The organism is Tepidamorphus sp. 3E244, from assembly GCF_046159835.1.
Taxonomy (GTDB): Bacteria; Pseudomonadota; Alphaproteobacteria; order Rhizobiales; family Tepidamorphaceae; genus JACKJK01.
Window position 1 is genome coordinate 753,024 of sequence record NZ_JBJXCY010000002.1, and the last position, 17,125, is coordinate 770,148.

The 17,125-nt window shown below is 64.8% G+C and carries 12 protein-coding genes; 6 read left to right on the top strand and 6 right to left on the bottom strand.

Annotation, left to right across the window (positions count from 1 at the left end; translation table 11 throughout):
* Positions 1-142: 142 nt before the first annotated feature.
* Positions 143-4,870, top strand: coding sequence for a glutamate synthase large subunit (gltB, locus tag ACKTEK_RS12465; RefSeq protein WP_409165622.1), 4,728 nt, complete (start codon positions 143-145; stop codon positions 4,868-4,870).
* 32 nt (positions 4,871-4,902) lie between these two features.
* Entirely contained in the window at positions 4,903-6,321 is a 1,419-nt protein-coding gene (locus ACKTEK_RS12470) for a glutamate synthase subunit beta (protein ID WP_409165623.1), read from the top strand.
* An 81-nt stretch (positions 6,322-6,402) separates the two neighbouring features.
* On the opposite strand, the gene ACKTEK_RS12475 is transcribed toward ACKTEK_RS12470, so the two are convergent.
* The 3 genes from ACKTEK_RS12475 to galE form a co-directional block, all read right to left on the bottom strand.
* A complete protein-coding gene (locus ACKTEK_RS12475) occupies positions 6,403-7,620 on the bottom strand; it encodes a DUF459 domain-containing protein (protein ID WP_409165624.1) in 1,218 nt (405 codons plus the stop codon).
* A gap of 106 nt (positions 7,621-7,726) precedes the next feature.
* Positions 7,727-8,923: a lytic murein transglycosylase gene (locus ACKTEK_RS12480; RefSeq protein ID WP_409165625.1), complete on the bottom strand. Its 1,197-nt coding sequence runs from the start codon at positions 8,921-8,923 to the stop codon at positions 7,727-7,729.
* Between the two features lie 59 nt (positions 8,924-8,982).
* On the bottom strand, positions 8,983-9,975 hold the full coding sequence (galE, locus tag ACKTEK_RS12485; protein WP_409165626.1) for a UDP-glucose 4-epimerase GalE: 993 nt from the start codon (positions 9,973-9,975) through the stop codon (positions 8,983-8,985).
* A gap of 170 nt (positions 9,976-10,145) precedes the next feature.
* Between galE and ACKTEK_RS12490 the strand changes: the two genes are divergently transcribed.
* Complete coding sequence (locus ACKTEK_RS12490) at positions 10,146-11,027, top strand: UTP--glucose-1-phosphate uridylyltransferase (RefSeq protein WP_409165627.1); 882 nt, start codon at positions 10,146-10,148, stop codon at positions 11,025-11,027.
* Positions 11,028-11,047: 20 nt separating this feature from the next.
* Here ACKTEK_RS12490 and ACKTEK_RS12495 read toward each other — a convergent pair whose 3' ends face one another.
* Complete coding sequence (locus ACKTEK_RS12495; protein ID WP_409165628.1) at positions 11,048-12,712, bottom strand: outer membrane beta-barrel protein; 1,665 nt, start codon at positions 12,710-12,712, stop codon at positions 11,048-11,050.
* Between the two features lie 193 nt (positions 12,713-12,905).
* Here ACKTEK_RS12495 and ACKTEK_RS12500 point away from each other — a divergent pair, with 193 nt between their 5' ends.
* The 3 genes from ACKTEK_RS12500 to ACKTEK_RS12510 all read left to right on the top strand — a co-directional run bounded on the left by ACKTEK_RS12500 (position 12,906) and on the right by ACKTEK_RS12510 (position 15,638).
* Complete coding sequence (locus ACKTEK_RS12500; RefSeq protein ID WP_409165629.1) at positions 12,906-13,901, top strand: SIS domain-containing protein; 996 nt, start codon at positions 12,906-12,908, stop codon at positions 13,899-13,901.
* Positions 13,902-14,003: 102 nt separating this feature from the next.
* Complete coding sequence (locus ACKTEK_RS12505) at positions 14,004-14,774, top strand: motility protein A (RefSeq protein WP_409165630.1); 771 nt, start codon at positions 14,004-14,006, stop codon at positions 14,772-14,774.
* A gap of 9 nt (positions 14,775-14,783) precedes the next feature.
* Positions 14,784-15,638: a flagellar motor protein MotB gene (locus ACKTEK_RS12510; RefSeq protein ID WP_409165631.1), complete on the top strand. Its 855-nt coding sequence runs from the start codon at positions 14,784-14,786 to the stop codon at positions 15,636-15,638.
* Positions 15,639-15,660: 22 nt separating this feature from the next.
* On the opposite strand, the gene ACKTEK_RS12515 is transcribed toward ACKTEK_RS12510, so the two are convergent.
* Both ACKTEK_RS12515 and ACKTEK_RS12520 read right to left on the bottom strand, forming a co-directional pair.
* Positions 15,661-16,113 (bottom strand): NfeD family protein, encoded by a 453-nt coding sequence (locus ACKTEK_RS12515; protein WP_409165632.1) that lies wholly within the window; start codon positions 16,111-16,113, stop codon positions 15,661-15,663.
* Between the two features lie 6 nt (positions 16,114-16,119).
* Complete coding sequence (locus tag ACKTEK_RS12520; RefSeq protein ID WP_409165633.1) at positions 16,120-17,103, bottom strand: SPFH domain-containing protein; 984 nt, start codon at positions 17,101-17,103, stop codon at positions 16,120-16,122.
* Positions 17,104-17,125 lie beyond the last annotated feature (22 nt).

Here is a 17,125-nt window from a genome sequence, read left to right on the forward strand (position 1 = left end):
GTCAGGAATGCTGACTTATCGGTCCGGGAGCAGGGCAGCACCCCGTTTAATGCCGCCCGTTCGCATGCGAATATGCAAGACCGGTGTCGGGCTCACATGAAAGGGGCCGCCGACGCCGGTTTCGTGCGCGAAAAATCCGGCCATGGACGAAACCTGGCAACGCGTGTTTGCCACTTTAGACAGGGGAGTGCCGATCGTGGAAAACAAGACGTCCACCGCACCGTCACATCTTGCCACCCTCGCCCATGGGATGCCTCAGAAAACGGGTCTCTATGATCCGCGCAACGAGCATGATGCCTGCGGCGTCGGCTTCGTCGCGCACATGAAGAACCAGGCCTCGCACAAGGTCGTGCGCGATGGTCTCGCCATGCTTGAGAACCTGACCCATCGCGGTGCCGTCGGTGCCGACCCGCTTGAGGGTGACGGCGCGGGCATGCTGGTTCAGATCCCGCACGATTTCTTCGCAGAGGAATGCAGCAAGCTCGGTTTCGAGCTGCCCGCCGTCGGCGACTACGGCGTCGGCGTGTTCTTCATGCCGCAGGACGATGCGGGCCGGAAGGTCATCGTCGACCTGCTGGAAAAGACTGCCGCCGAAGAAGGCCTGACGGTTCTCGGCTGGCGTGAAGTCCCCGTCGACAACTCCTGCCTGTCCGATGGCGTGCGCGCCACCGAGCCTGTTCACATGCAGGTCTTCATTGCACGCCCCGACGAGCTGGAAGAGCGCGCCTTCGAGCGCAAGCTGTTCCTGGTGCGCAAGGTGGTGTCCAACCGCCGGCTGGAGCTGGAAGACGTCAACACCGGTGGCTATTATCCCGTGTCGATGGCGACCCGCACCATCGTCTACAAGGGCATGTTCCTCGCCTACCAGCTTGGCGCCTACTACAACGACCTGAAGGACGAGCGCTTCACCTCGGCGGTCGCACTTGTTCACCAGCGCTTCTCGACCAACACCTTCCCGGCCTGGCCGCTGGCCCACCCCTACCGGATGGTGGCCCACAACGGCGAGATCAACACCCTGCGCGGCAACGTCAACTGGATGGCGGCGCGTCAGGCGAGCGTGTCCTCGCCGCTGTTCGGCGATTCCATCTCGCGCCTGTGGCCGATCTCCTATGAAGGCCAGTCGGACACCGCGTGCTTCGACAACGCGCTCGAATTTCTCACCATGGGCGGCTACTCGCTGGCCCACGCGGTGATGATGCTGATCCCGGAAGCCTGGGCCGGCAACCCGCTGATGGACGAGGAACGCCGCGCCTTCTACGAGTATCACGCAGCCCTCATGGAGCCGTGGGATGGCCCGGCGGCCGTGACCTTCACCGATGGCCGCCAGATCGGCGCGACGCTGGACCGCAACGGCCTGCGTCCGGCCCGCTTCCTCGTGACCGACGACGATTACGTCATCATGGCCTCCGAGATGGGCACGCTGGACATTCCCGAAGAGAAGATCGTCCGCAAGTGGCGTCTGCAGCCCGGCAAGATGCTGCTGATCGACCTTGAGGAAGGCCGCATCATCTCCGATGCCGAGATCAAGTCGTCACTGGCCGAAGCCAACCCCTACAAGGAGTGGCTGGAGCGTTCGCAGCTCTTCCTGGAAGACATGCCGGCGTCCGGCATTCCGCTGTCGACCAGCCAGGTTTCCCTGTTCGACCGGCAGAAGGCCTTCGGCTACAGCCAGGAAGACACCAAGATCCTGATGGCGCCCATGGCCGTGACCGGCCAGGAAGCCATTGGCTCGATGGGGACCGACACGCCGATTTCCGCGCTCTCCGACAAGCCAAAGCTGCTCTACAGCTACTTCAAGCAGAACTTCGCGCAGGTGACGAACCCGCCGATTGATCCGATCCGAGAGGAATCGGTCATGAGCCTTGTGTCGTTCATCGGCCCGCGCCCGAACCTGTTCGACCTGGAAGGCCTGTCCAGCCAGAAGCGGCTCGAAGTGCGCCAGCCGATCCTCACCAACATGGACCTGGAGAAGATCCGCACCATCGGCGACATCGCTGACAATCAGTTCCAGACCAAGACGCTGGACATCACCTTCGCGACCGAACGCGGCGCGGAAGGTATGGCGCCTGCGATCGAGATTCTGTGCGAGCGCGCCGAGCGCGCCGTGCACGACGGCTACAACATCATCGTCCTGTCGGATCGCCTGGTTTCGGCCAAGCGCATCCCGATCCCTGCCCTGCTGGCGACCGCCGCCGTCCACCATCACCTGATCCGCAAGGGGCTTCGCACCTCGGTCGGCCTCGTGGTGGAAACCGGTGAAGCCCGCGAAGTGCATCATTTCTGCGTGTTGGCCGGCTACGGCGCAGAAGCGATCAACCCCTATCTCGCCTTCGAGACTTTGCTTTCCATGCAGTCCCTGCTGCCGGAAGAGGTCGACGAGGAAGAGATCGTCGCCCGCTATATCAAGGCCATCGACAAGGGCATCCTGAAGGTCATGTCCAAGATGGGCATCTCGACCTACCAGTCCTATTGCGGCGCGCAGATTTTCGATGCCGTGGGCCTTGCGAGCAAGTTCGTGGACCGCTTCTTCTTCGGCACCGCCACCACCATCGAGGGCATCGACCTTGAAGAAGTGGCGGAAGAAACATTCCAGCGCCACACCAGCGCCTTCTCCGATGATCCGGTGCTTCGCCGTCATCTGGAAGTTGGCGGTGAGTACGCGCTGCGCGTGCGCGGCGAGGACCATGCCTGGACGCCGGAAGTCGTCGCCGACCTGCAGCATGCCGTGCGCGGCAATGCCGCCGACCGCTACGCGTCGTATGCCGATGCCGTCAACGGACAGAGCGAGGCCCTGCTGACCATCCGCGGCCTGTTCGACATCAAAGGCGCCGACGCCAGCGGCCACCAGCCTGTCGATATCTCCGAGGTCGAACCGGCCACCGAGATCGTCAAGCGTTTCGCGACCGGCGCCATGTCCTTCGGCTCGATCAGCCGCGAGGCGCACACCACGCTGGCGCTGGCGATGAACCGCATCGGCGGCAAGTCCAACACCGGCGAGGGCGGCGAGGAATCGGAGCGCTTCGAACCGCTGCCCAACGGCGATTCCATGCGCTCGGCGATCAAGCAGGTCGCCTCGGGGCGCTTCGGCGTCACCACCGAGTATCTCGTCAACGCCGACCAGATTCAGATCAAGGTCGCGCAGGGTGCCAAGCCCGGCGAAGGCGGCCAGCTGCCCGGACACAAGGTCGATGCCGTCATCGCCAAGGTGCGACACTCGACGCCGGGCGTCGGCCTCATCTCGCCGCCGCCGCATCATGACATCTACTCGATCGAGGACCTGGCGCAGCTCATCTTCGACCTGAAGAACGTCAACCCGGCCGCCGATATCTCGGTGAAGCTCGTCTCGGAAGTCGGCGTCGGCACCGTCGCCGCCGGCGTTGCCAAAGCGCGCGCCGACCACATCACCATTTCCGGCTTTGACGGCGGCACGGGCGCTTCCCCGCTGACTTCCATCAAGCACGCGGGCAGCCCGTGGGAGATGGGACTTGCCGAAACCCACCAGACCCTGGTGCTGAACCGGCTTCGCGGCCGCGTGAGGCTGCAGGTCGATGGCGGGCTTCGCACCGGACGCGACGTGATCGTTGGCGCGATGCTGGGAGCCGACGAGTTCGGCTTCTCCACCGCCCCGCTCATCGCGGCGGGATGCATCATGATGCGCAAGTGCCACCTCAACACCTGCCCCGTGGGCGTCGCGACGCAGGACCCGGTCCTGCGCAAGCGCTTCCGCGGCGCGCCCGAGCACGTCATCAACTACTTCTTCTTCGTCGCCGAGGAAGTGCGTGCCCTCATGGCCGAGCTTGGGTTCACCCGGTTCGACCAGCTGATCGGCCGGTCCGACCTGCTCGACAAGCGCGGCATGATCGACCACTGGAAGGCCAAGGGACTGGACTTCACCAATGTCTTCGCCAAGCCGAAGGTGGGTGCTGACGTCGCGATCCTCAACACAGAGCGGCAGGAGCACCCCATCGACGACGTGCTTGACCGCAAGCTGATCGAAAAGGCCCGCAGCACCATCGATGGCGGCGAACCGGTGACGATCGAGACCGAAATCCACAACGTGGACCGCTCCGCCGGTGCCATGCTGTCGGGTGAGGTCGCCAAGGCCCACGGCTACGAGGGCCTGGAAGACAACTCGATCACCGTGAACCTGACCGGCACAGCCGGCCAGAGCTTCGGCGCGTGGCTGATGAGCGGCATCACCTTCAACCTGACCGGCGATGCCAACGACTATGTCGGCAAGGGCCTGTCGGGTGGTCGCATCGTCGTGCGTCCCTCACCCAAGGCGCGCATCGTGCCGGAGCAGTCGATCATCGTCGGCAACACGGTGCTCTATGGCGCGGTGTCGGGCGAGTGCTACTTCCGCGGTGTCGCGGGCGAGCGCTTCGCGGTGCGCAACTCCGGCGCGCTGGCCGTTGTTGAAGGCTGCGGCGACCACGGCTGCGAATACATGACCGGCGGCCTCGTCGTCGTCATTGGCGAAACGGGCCGCAACTTCGCGGCAGGCATGTCGGGTGGCGTCGCCTACGTGCTGGATGAAGCCGGCGACTTCGCCAAGCGGTGCAACCTCGCGATGGTCGATCTCGAACCTGTCGTGGAGGAGGACGATCTTCTCGAACGTCTCCACCACCATGGCGGCGACATCGAGTGGCATGGCCGTGTCGACATTTCAGGCGACATGACCCGCCACGACAGCGAGCGCCTGCACCAGATGATCATGAACCACCTGCACTACACGGACTCCGGTCGTGCGCGCGAAATCCTGGAGAACTGGGATACGTACCGGCCGAAATTCGTGAAGATCATGCCGCTCGAATACCGGCGCGCGCTCCAGGAGATGGAACGCCAGCGCATGGGCGTGGCGGCAGAGTAAAACGTGCAGAAGCAGGAAACGGACCGACTGACATGGGCAAGGTAACCGGATTTCTCGAAATCGACCGGCAGGATCAGAAGTACCAGCCGGCGTCCGACCGCATTCGCCATTTCGGCGAATTCACGCTGCCGATGTCGGAAGACGATGTCGCGAAGCAGGCCGCGCGCTGCATGGATTGCGGCGTGCCGTACTGTCACACCGGCTGCCCGGTGAACAACCAGATCCCGGACTGGAACGACCTCGTCTACCAGTCCGACTGGGAAGAAGCGCTGCGCAACCTGCACACCACCAACAACTTCCCCGAGTTCACCGGCCGCGTCTGCCCCGCCCCGTGCGAGGAAGCCTGCACGCTGAACCTCGAGGACGCGCCCGTCTCCATCAAGACCATCGAGCAGGCCATCGCCGACAAAGGCTTCGAGATGGGGCTGATCAAGCCCGAGCCACCGTCTGAGAAGACCGGCAAGAAGATCGCCATCATCGGCTCCGGCTCCGCCGGCATGGCGGCTGCCCAGCAGCTCGCACGCGTCGGCCACGAAGTCCACGTCTACGAGCGTGAACCCAAGGCTGGCGGCCTGCTGCGCTACGGCATTCCCGACTTCAAGATGGAAAAGCACCACATCGACAGGCGCGTCCAGCAGATGGAAGCCGAGGGTGTGACGTTCCATTACGGCGTCAATGTCGGCGTCAACATGAAGTCGTCCGAACTGATCGACAGCCATGATGCCGTGCTGCTGTCCGCCGGCGCCGAGATGCCGCGTGACCCGGGCCTGCCCGGCGTGGACCTGGAAGGCGTGCACTACGCCATGCCGTTCCTCGTTCAGCAGAACCGCCGTGTCGGCAACGAACCGCCGACGCCGGAAGCTCCGATCCTCGCCGGCGGCAAGCATGTCGTCGTCGTGGGCGGCGGCGACACCGCGTCGGACTGCGTCGGCACCTCGTTCCGCCAGGGCGCGCTGTCGGTGACCCAGCTCGACATTCGCCCGATCCCGCCGCTGCGCGAGGACAAGATGCTGGTCTGGCCCTTCTGGCCGACCAAGTTCCGTACCTCCTCCAGCCAGGCGGAAGGCGCGGAGCGCGAATTCTCTGCCGCAACGCTCGGCATCGAGGGCAAGAACGGCCGCGTGAAGCACGTCCTGTGCGCCCGCGTGGATGACAAACGTCATCCCATCGAGGGCACGGAGTTCAAGATCCGCGCCGACCTCGTCCTGCTCGCCATCGGCTTTTCCGGGCCGATCCGTGACGGGCTTCTGGATGAAATGATGCCGGACTGCGATCCGCGCGGGAACGTGCTTGCGGATACCAACACCTACCGCACGTCAGTGCCGAAGGTGTACGCGGCAGGCGACATGCGCCGTGGCCAGTCACTGGTGGTGTGGGCGATCCGCGAGGGCCGTCAGGCTGCCCGCCAGATCGACCTCGACCTGATGGGCGAGACGACGCTTCCGCGCTGATTTGGGCTGTTGAATATCAGCGCGCTGGTTAAAACGCGCTGATGGGCGTGCTGACTGTTTTTCGCTGCAACGAATGAAACGCTACTGCGTGACGCGGGCCGGTTCGCCGGACGTGTCGTCCTGCGCGGTGTCGTCAGTCGCTGGCGCGTCGCCACCCGCCAGCGGATCGCCGTCGATGTGAACACCGCCAACGACCGGCATGGATGCGCCTTCCACCAGCACCTTCTGGTAGGCGCTCGTCTGGTCGTTGCGCAGCGGCTCGTCATCCGGCCCGCCGGCAAGCCGGCCATTGTCGGCGGCAAGCGGCCCGGTGAGATCGAAGACGTAGCCGATGCCCGTCTCGCGCGGGTCCGGCCCGGTGCGGCGGGTCGAGATGCCAGGTAGCGAGGCGATGCCGCCCGCCCCGATCACGCGTTTGATCTGCTTCTCGACATAGAACGCCAGCTTGCGTCCGCCGGCGCGCGAATAGTTGATGCCGTCCTTGCGGCGCAGCAGCCGCTTGCGGCCCGTCACGTCCGGTCCGTAGGACGAATAGCGCTCGTTCTCGTCGAGGAAGTTCGTCCAGATATCGACGAAGCTGCCGCCGTACTCCTCAACCGCCTGCCGATAGCGGGCGTTGAAGGCGAGGAAATCCTTGTTCATCTTGGATGACGTCGTGGGGGGCAGGCCAACCCAGATCACCGGAACGCGGCGCTCATAGAAGAGCTCGATCAGGTCGCGCAGGCGCTTTTCGTATTTCTCGCCCCATTCGGGCGTGCCGAATTCGACGCGGCCCTCTTCCAGCCGGAAGCGCTGCCGGTCGTTGATGCCAACGGCCAGCACCGCCATGTCCATCCGGGTTTCCGGGTCTTCCAGCTTCTCGGTGATGACCTGCTGCCAGTCATGGTGGTCGTAGCGGACCAGGCCGGAATTGGTTTCCGAGATGCCGGTGATCTTCACGCTCGGGTCTTCGGCGAAGGCCTCCTCCAGGCCTTGTGCAAGGCTGGCTGCGATGCTGTCGCCGAACACCCACACGACGCGGGCGTCATCGTCCTTGGGTTCCACGACGACCTTGGGCGGCGCGGGTTCGCTGCGGCGCGGACGCGGATTGTAGTCGCGCTGCGGTTGGCGCTGCTGGCGGCGCAGCACGCGCTTGCGCCCGCCGAAGATGCCACGGAAGAAATTCGCCAGCGGATCTACCTGCGCAAGCTGGATTTCGCCCTGCGCCTGCGCGCGCGCCGGAACGGGCGCGGCCAGCATGACCGTCGCCGTTGCAATGCAGGCGGCGAAAAACGCGATCAGTCGGAGGTAACGGGTCATCGAGGCTCCGCTTGGTGGCCGCAGCGTTCAATCGGCGCGGACACTACCCGCTACCGCTGCGTTTCGAAAGCCTGCCGCCCGAATGCGGCATCAACAAGCCTCAACGTCATCCCCCCGTGCGAAGTTGCTTCAGGATCGCATGGCTCGGATATCCGTCCGCCACGATGCCGCGTGCCTTCTGGTAGGCGCGCACGGCAGCGCGCGTCGATGGACCGGCCTTGCCGTCCGGCTTGCCTGCATCGAAGCCGCGCCGCGTCAGTAACCGCTGCATTTCCTCGGTATCCTTGCGGCTCATGCCGGGCTCGCCCTCGGGCCAGCTCTTCTCGAACGGCCCGCCGCCGATGATCCGGTCAGCCAGGTGCCCAACACCGAGCGCATAAGCCGTGGCGTTGTTGTAGCGCTTGATGACGCCGAAGTTCGGCAGCATCAGGAACGCCGGTCCGCGCGCACCGGCCGGAACGACGAGCGTCGCGCGGTCGCTGGGACGAGGGAATTCGCGGCCGCGCGTGCGGGTGATGCCAAGCTTGCGCCATTCGCCGAGCGTGCGTTCGGTCTTTTCGTCGGCGAGCGCGTAGTTGAAGCCCGGAGGCAGATCGACCTCGTAGCCCCAGGTTTCGCCGGTGCGCCAGCCGAAGGACTTCAGGTAGTTCGCGGTGGACGCCAGCGCATCCGGCACCTTGTTCCAGATGTCCTTGTGGCCGTCGCCATCATAGTCGGCAGCATATTTCATGAAGCTCGACGGCATGAACTGCGTGTGCCCCATCGCGCCGGCCCACGAGCCTTCCATGTTGCGCGCCTGGGTGTGCCCCTGCTCCAGAATGACCAGTGCGTTGATCAGCTCGTTGCGGAAGAAGTCGCCGCGGTAGTTGTGGTAGGCGAGCGTGGCGAGCGCGCGAACGGCGTTGTTCTTGCCCATGTAGCCGCCGTAGTTCGTTTCCATGCCCCAGATCGCCAGCACCACGTTGCCTTCGACACCGAAGCGCTGCTCGATATTGGCGATGGTGCTGCGATAGGCGGCGAATTTCTCGCGCCCGGTGCTGACACGCTGGTCCGACACGGCGGTCGACAGGTATTCCCAGATCGGCTTGACGAATTCCGCCTGCTTGCGCGTCTGCGCGATCACCTTCGGGTCCGGCGTCATGCCGTTGAAGGCGGCATTGAACGTCGAACGGCTGACGCCGGCGTTGCGCGCCTGCGGCCACAGGCCGTCGACGAACTTGCTGAAATTGGCCGAAGCCGGGGCATTGGCCGCCAGCAGCATCGCCGCTGCGGCAAGAAAGGTCGTGAGTATGTGTCTGCTCATGGCCCGCATCTTTGAAAAGGTGAATTTGAGTGCTGGTCGGTTTGGCGTTCCGTGCGCCGCTATGCCGCCGCGCCGGAGGACTGCAACTTGTTCTCCCAGTTCAGCGCATGGCGAACGATGAGATCGAGGTCGGCGTATTGCGGCGTCCAGCCCAGCGTGCTGCGCACGGCCTCCGCACGCGAGACCAGCGCCGGCGGATCGCCCGCCCGGCGCGGGCAAAGCTTCACCGCGAACTCCGTGCCCGAAACCCGCTTCACCGCGTCGATGACCTCCATCACGGAGTAGCCCGTTCCGTAGCCGCAGTTCATCGTCCGGGAGTCCCCGCCACGCCGCAGGTAGTCGAGCGCCAGCACGTGCGCGCCGATCAAATCCGAAACGTGGATGTAGTCGCGAATGCATGTCCCGTCCGGCGTTTCGTAGTCGGTCCCGAAAACGTCGAGATGGGGCCGCTGCCCGAGCGCTGCTTGGCTGGCAACCTTGATGAGATGGGTCGCGCGCGGTGTCGACTGGCCGCTGCGTCCCTCCGGGTCTGCCCCCGCGACGTTGAAATAACGCAAGGCGACATGCCGCAGTGGGTGGGCCACGCCGGTGTCGCGAAGCATCATCTCGGTCATCATCTTGGAAGCGCCGTAAGGCGATATCGGGGCAAGCGGAACGGTTTCCGCGATGGGATTCTCGGCGGGAATTCCGTAGACCGCTGCGGTCGAGGAGAAGATGAACGCCTTAAGCCCCTTGTCGACGGCAGCCTGGATCAGCGCGCGCGTCTTCACGGTGTTGTTGAGGTAGTAGCCGAGCGGGTCGGCGATGGAATCCGGCACCACGATGGAACCGGCGAAATGGACGATGGCATCAATGCCGTGGGTGTCGATCAGGCGGCAGACCAGCTCGTGGTCACCGGCATCGCCCACCACGAGCTCCGAGCGGGCATCGACATTGGTCTCCACGCCGGTGCTCAGGTTGTCGAGCACGACCACTTCCTCGCCGCGGTCGGCGAGCGCAAGGGTCATGTGGCTGCCGATATAGCCGGCACCGCCGGTTACGAGTACGCTCATGTGGTCACTGCCTTTGAAGGTTTTTGTCCGCTGGGTGAGCCGATTCTGACGGTGGTGCGTTACGTTCTGGTAACCAGACTTACGATTCGCGCGTGAAACCGTTATTTTTCGGCGGCATGTGCTATCCGTTTCCCACCTGACGACCGTTCTTCCCCGGAGGTTTCGACACCATGCAGCGCATCAGAAAGGCCGTGTTTCCCGTCGCCGGCCTCGGCACCCGCTTCCTGCCCGCAACCAAGGCCATGCCGAAGGAGATGCTCACGGTCGTCGACCGTCCGGTCATTCAGCACGTGGTGGACGAGGCCCGCGAGGCCGGCATCGAGCACTTCATCTTCGTCACCGGCCGTAACAAGGGCGTCATCGAGGACCATTTCGACCGCCAGTTCGAACTGGAATCGACGCTGGAGCGGCGCGGCAAGAAGGAAGAGATGGGCGAGCTGGAAGACAGCCTGCCGGGCGCCGGCAGCACCAGCTTCACTCGCCAGCAGGAGCCGCTCGGCCTTGGCCACGCGGTGTGGTGCGCGCGCGAACTCGTCGGCAACGAGCCGTTCGCGCTGCTGCTGCCCGACATGGTCATGCAGGACGAACCTGGCTGCCTGAAGCAGATGCTCGACACGCTGGAAAGCCTGCCGGAGAAATCGAACCTCATCGCCGTCGAGGAGTGCGAGCCGGAACTCGCCCACCGCTATGGCATCGTCGGCATCGGCGAAGAGGCCGGCAACGCCTTCAAGGTCACCGACATGGTCGAAAAGCCGGCCCAGGGCACCGCGCCGTCCAACAAGTTCATCTCCGGCCGCTACATCCTGCAACCTGAAATCTTCAAGATCCTCGCAAGCCACGAGACCGGCGCAGGCGGCGAAATCCAGCTCACCGATGCCATGATCCGGCTCGGCGAGACCCAGCCGTTCTACGGTTATCACTTCAAGGGCAAGTCGTTCGACTGCGGCAACAAGATCGGCTTCCTTGCCGCCAACGTCGCGTTCGCACTGTCGCGCCCCGACATCGCGCCGGACTTCCGCCGCGCGCTGAACGATCTCATCGGCGACGTCTGACCATCGGCAAGAGGCAAAACCTAGCGCTCCAGCCGCATGCCCATCGTCACGGTCGTCTCGGTGTCGTCCTGTCCGCCGTCGCGGCTGACCTCGTGCAGCACGTCGGCCACAACGGCGAGCGAACGATTGAGTTTGTACTCCGCGCCGGCTTCCGCGCTGAGCGTGGTGGCCGAGCCTTCAAAGCGCGCACCGACGCCCGCCGTCAGCAGCACGTTTCGGCGAAGCGCATGCGCGACACCGGCACGCAGGGTATGGACGGTCACGCTGCCGGATCCGCCGATCGTGTCGTCGATCTCGGTATCGGCCGTGAATGACAGGGTCGTGAGGGCGCTCGCCTCGTAGAGGATTGCCGCGCGGGCGAGGAAAGCGTGCACGTCGCCGAATGTCGGCTCATCGGGCCTCTGGAACTGGTAGCCGATCCCGGCTTCACCCCGCAGCCGCCCTCCCCCGCCAAACGTCACGCCGCCCAGCACCGACACACCGTCCGAGCCAAGCCTCAGGCCTCCCGACGACACGTCCCGGTCATAGTCGCGCGTGTTGACCGCAACTTCCGTGAACAGGCCGAGACGGTCGGTGGATTCGTAATCGAGCCGCAGGCCCGCTTCCCATGCGCGGTAATCCTGCTCGCTGCCATCGACCGCCGGCCCGCCGCCGGAAATCGCCGTGTCGCCATAGGCATAGTCGGTGACGGAGCCGCTGATCGTTGCCAGAAACCGCCCGAAGCGGCGGCTCAACTGCGCGACGAAGCCGATCTCGTCGACTTCGGTTTCCTCCAGCGCCGTCGCGGGCAGGTCCGGGTCGCTCGGGTTCACGCGGTCGCGCGACATGTTCAGTTCGAAATTCGCCACCATGTCGCGGTTCACGTCGAGGCGCAGTTCCGCGCGCCCGTCGACCCGGGTGTCGCTCGACGGGTCCCCGTCGGATTCTTCATGGCGCACCGTGGCGCGCGCATTGAACTGGTGCCTGATCCAGTCGCTCTCCACGACCAGTTCCGGCTCAAGCCGCAGGAAATCGGTGTCCTCGCTGCTGGAAGACGTATGCCCGGCGCGCAGTTCCACGCTTGGCCGCACGATGAAACTGCCCGCGCGAATGCCGAGCGGCGCATAGGCATCATCGTCGCGAGCGCGCGCTCGCCGCGCGAAATCCGCCCCGGTCTCGTCGTCGAACCCGGCCACGAAATCGCGTTCGTCCAGCGCATCGACGGCCCGGCGCAGCCGGTCCTGTTCGTCACGTTCCTCGCGTCGTGCCTCGCCGGAATCGACCCCTTCGGAATCCAGCGCCTCGGACCGGTCGCGCCCGGCCTCGGCTTCCAGGGCGGACGCGCCGCCGCGAAGCAGCGGACGCCGGGATTGATCTCCGAGATATTCAGGCTCGGGCAATCCGATGCGGCCCGCAGCGGCACTTCCGCCACTGTCGGGCCAGGGCGCACCCGGCTGTGATTGCGTGTTCGGTTGCGGGGAAAACAGGCGCGGCGGCTGCGGGCGATTGTCCCCAATGGCCAGCGGTGCGCCGGTCCCATCGACCGAATTCTGACCGGTCGCCGCGTCCTGTGCCTGCCCGCGCAGGCCGGTATCCCAAGCTGCGTTCTGCTCGCTCGCCGTCTGCGCCAATGCAGGCAGGGCCGTGCTCGCCAGCAACATGCCGGCAAGCAGACCCAGACGACTGGCTGACTGACGAACGCTCACGGTTGGCCCGGCCCAGGGCGCGGTTCAAGCTTCGAAACCGCGCATCGCGAAGCGCCATTCGCCCCGCTCTCAACCTTTGTGATCGCCCATTTATGGTTAATGGCCGCTTAAGTGCCGCCTCTGGCGGGCCCGCAAGCGATCTGGTAACACCCCCTCCACACCGCAGCCGAACCGGTCGAAACGGTCATCCTCCATGAGCAAGAACACAGCCCAGCCGGAAATCCCGAACGCCGCTGAGTCCGCCCTGCGCACCGTCGCGACGGAACGCGCAGGCCTCGACGCGCTTCACGATGCGATTCAGGGCGAACTGGGCGTCGCACTGGCAGATGGCGTCGAGAAAATCCGGCAGGCAAAGGGCCGTGTCATCGTCACCGGCATGGGCAAGAGCGGCCACGTTGGCCAGAAGCTCGCCGCAACGCTCGCCTCGACCGGCACGCCTGCCTTCTTCGTGCACCCAAGCGAGGCGAGCCACGGCGACCTCGGCATGATCACCACCGACGATGTCATCATCGCGCTGTCCTGGTCTGGCGAAACGGCGGAACTGCGCAACATCATCGACTACACGCGGCGCTTCCGCGTCACGCTCATCGCGATGACGTCGCGCGCCTCCTCAAACCTCGCCAGTGCCGCTGACGTTGCGCTGGTGCTGCCGATCACGCCGGAAGCCTGTCCGCATGGCCTCGCGCCAACCACCTCGACCGTGATGCAGCTGGCACTGGGTGATGCGCTCGCCGTCGCGCTGCTCGAGGAACACGGCTTCACCGCGCACGATTTCAAGGTCTTCCACCCCGGCGGCCAGCTGGGCGCGAGCCTGATGTTCGTGGTCGACATGATGCATTCCGGCGAAGGACTGCCGCTGGCGCACGAGGATGCACCGATGCAGGAAGCGCTGGTCACCATGACCGAGAAGAGCTTCGGCTGCCTCGGCGTGACTTCGTCCGACGGCAAGCTCATCGGCATCGTGACTGACGGCGACCTGCGCCGACACATGACCAACAACCTGCTGTCGCGCACCGCAGGCGAAGTCATGACGCGCTCGCCAAAGACTGTCAGCCCCGACCTGCTGGCCTCCTCCGCGCTTGAGATGCTCAACAGCGCGCAGATCACGGCGGTCTTCGTCATCGATACCGAAGGCCGCCCGGTTGGCATCGTGCATATTCACGACCTGTTGCGCGCCGGCGTGGCCTGATATCCGGCCTTTTGGTCGCCAGCTTAAAGCTTGATTAGGAAGCGGGCCTTTAGTCTGCCGCGAGTACCTGCGCGCCTTGCGCCTTGATTGCGGGCTGTTTCCATGGATCTGGCTACCATCATCGGCATCATCTTTGGTGCCTTCGTCGTTGGCCTCGCCATCTTCCTCGGCGGGGAGATCGGCGCGTTTGTCGACGTCCCCTCGGTCCTGATCGTTGTTGGCGGCGCATCCGCGGCGACCCTGGTACGCTTTCCGCTCGCCAACGTGGCGTCAGCGCTGATTCTTGGCGGGAAGACGGCCTTCACCCATCGCCGCATCGAGCCCCACGACCTCATCAACGAGATCGCCGAACTGGCCGACGTCGCCCGCAAGCAGGGTCCGCTTGGTCTCGAAGGCGTCGAGGTCGATCACGAGTTTCTCGCCAAGGGCGTGCAGTACATCGCCGACGGCTACGACCACGACTTCATCCGCGAGTCGCTGGAACGCGAGCGCGACCTGATGCTGGAGCGCCTGCAGGACGGACAGCGCATCTTCAAGGCCATTGGCGATGCCGCCCCCGCCTTCGGCATGATCGGCACGCTCGTCGGCCTCGTCGCGATGCTGGCTAACATGGACGACCCCTCCAAGATCGGTCCGTCCATGGCCATCGCCCTGCTGACGACCCTCTACGGCGCCATCATCGCCAACCTCGTCTGCCTGCCAGTAGCCGACAAGCTCGAATTGAAATCCAAGATCGAGGACGTCAACCTGACGCTCATCCTCGACGGCGTGATGCAGCTGCGTGACTCCAAGAGCCCGAACCTGGTCAAGGAAATGCTGATTTCCTACCTGCCGGAAAAGGGCCGCGCGGCATTCGCCGAGGCTTCGGCTTAAGGCCCCGGAATGGCACGCAGACAGAAACAGGGCGCCAGCGGACCGCCGGAGTGGATCGTCACCTTCTCCGACCTGATGGCGCTGCTCGCCTGCTTCTTCGTGCTCATCATTTCCTTCTCGATCCAGGACACCCAGAAGCTCCAGATCGTCGCCGGCTCGATGAAGGACGCCTTCGGCGTGAAGACCGAGAGCAAGAAGGCCGGCATGATCGAATTCGAGGGCGCGCCCACGCGCGACTACGTCAAGCAGGTCTCATCCGTCGACACCGAAACCGATTCCGACTTCGCCGAGGAAAGCCACGACCAGCGCTCCAAGCAGGGTCCGGAAGCCAACACCCACGAGATCGAGAAATCCGACGTCGAGAAGCCGCGCCAGTTCGCGACGGCCGCCGTCTCGCTGCGCCAGGCTTGGCAGGAAATGCCGGAACTGATGCAGATTTCCTCGCAGATCCTCGTCGAGGAAGTCCCGGAAGGACTGAATATCCAGCTCGTCGATGAAGACGGGCGCTCGATGTTCCCGGAAGGCTCGAAATACCCTTATGAGCGCACGCGCACCATCCTGAAGGCCATGGCCCCGGTGATCGCGCGGCTGCCCAACCGCATCGTCATTTCAGGGCACACCAGCTCCGACCGTTCGGAAGAACGCCCTGACTATGGCCGCTGGGAACTCTCCGCCGACCGGGCCAACGCGATCCGCCGGATGCTCGAGGAAGCCGGCGTGACGGAATCGCGCTTTGCCGAGGTTTCCGGCAAGGCCGACAGCGACCCGCTGTTTCCCGAAGACACGTTCCTCGCCGCCAACCGGCGCATCTCGATCCTGCTGCTGCACGAGGCACCGCCCCTGCCGCAGGACCACAAGCCGTAGGAACGGCTCGAACGGCCCGGCCCTAGTCGGCCTCGGCCGGCTCCACGATCAGCATTGCACCATCGGACCGGACGACCTTGACCCGCGAGCCAAGCGGCAGGTCCGGCCCCCGCACGCGCCACTGCGTGTCGTTGATGCGGATCTTCCCCTCGCCGTGGTCGATCGCCTCGACAAGCTGGAACGTGCGCCCGACGAGACTGTGCGTGCGCCGGTTCAGGAACGGCTTGTCAGACAGGTCCGGCCGCCCGCGCACGAAGACGCGGTAGGCAATGACAGTGACCAGCGACAGCACGCCGAACACGATCAGTTCGACCTGCCACGACATGTCGATCACGAATTCGAGCACGCCGACGATGATGGCCGAGATGCCGACCCAGAGGAAAAACTGCCCCGGTGCGAGCACTTCAAGGCTCAGCAGCAGCAGGCCGATGATGATCCAGGTCCACGGACCGAGCGTGAAGAACCACTGCACCATGCCGGACTACTCCTTGCCGCCGCGCGGCACGCGCGGAGTGGAGGGGCCGGAGCGGCGCGGCGCAGGCGGGTTGCTGCTGTCGCCGAACGTGTCGCGGGCAATCTCGGCGATGCCGGCAAGGCTGCCCAGAACCGCGCTCGTTTCCGTCGGCAGGATGAGCACCTTCTGGTTGGGAGCAGAGGCCAGCGCTTCCAGCGCGCTCACGTATTTCTGCGCCACGAAGTAGTTCAGCGCCTGGGAATCGCCGTCGCGCACGGCTTCCGACACCAGCTGCGTCGCCTTGGCTTCGGCTTCGGCGGCACGCTCGCGCGCCTCGGCATCGCGGAAGGCGGCTTCACGGCGGCCCTCGGCTTCCAGCACCAGCGAGCGCTTCTCGCCCTCTGCCTTGAGAACTTCCGACTGCCGCTGCCCTTCTGCTTCGAGGATGACGGCGCGGCGGTCGCGCTCGGCCTTCATCTGGCGCGCCATGGAATCCACCAGGTCGCGCGGCGGATTGATATCCTTGATCTCCACGCGGGTGACCTTCACGCCCCACGGCTCGGTCGCCGCATCGACGACCTTGAGCAGGCGCAGGTTGATCTCGTCACGGTTGGAGAGAAGCTCGTCGAGGTCCATCGAGCCCATGACGGTACGGATGTTCGTCATGGTCAGGTTGAGGACGGCGTCGTCGAGCATCGTCACTTCGTAGCTCGCGCGCGCCGCGTCGTGGATCTGGAAGAACGTGACGCCGTCGACCACCACGGTCGCGTTGTCGCGGGTGATGACCTCCTGGCTCGGCACGTCGAGGAACTGCTCCATCACGTTCATCTTGCGGCCGATCCGGTCGACGAACGGGACGATGAGGTTCAGGCCGGGTTCCAGCGTCTTGATGTAACGGCCGAAGCGCTCGACGGTGTAATTGTATCCCTGCGGCACCTGCTTCACGCCAGCGATGACCACCAGCACGAGCAGAACCACGAAAACGAGTGCGAAAATATCCAGGCCGAACATAAGGCGTCTCCTAAACAATGCC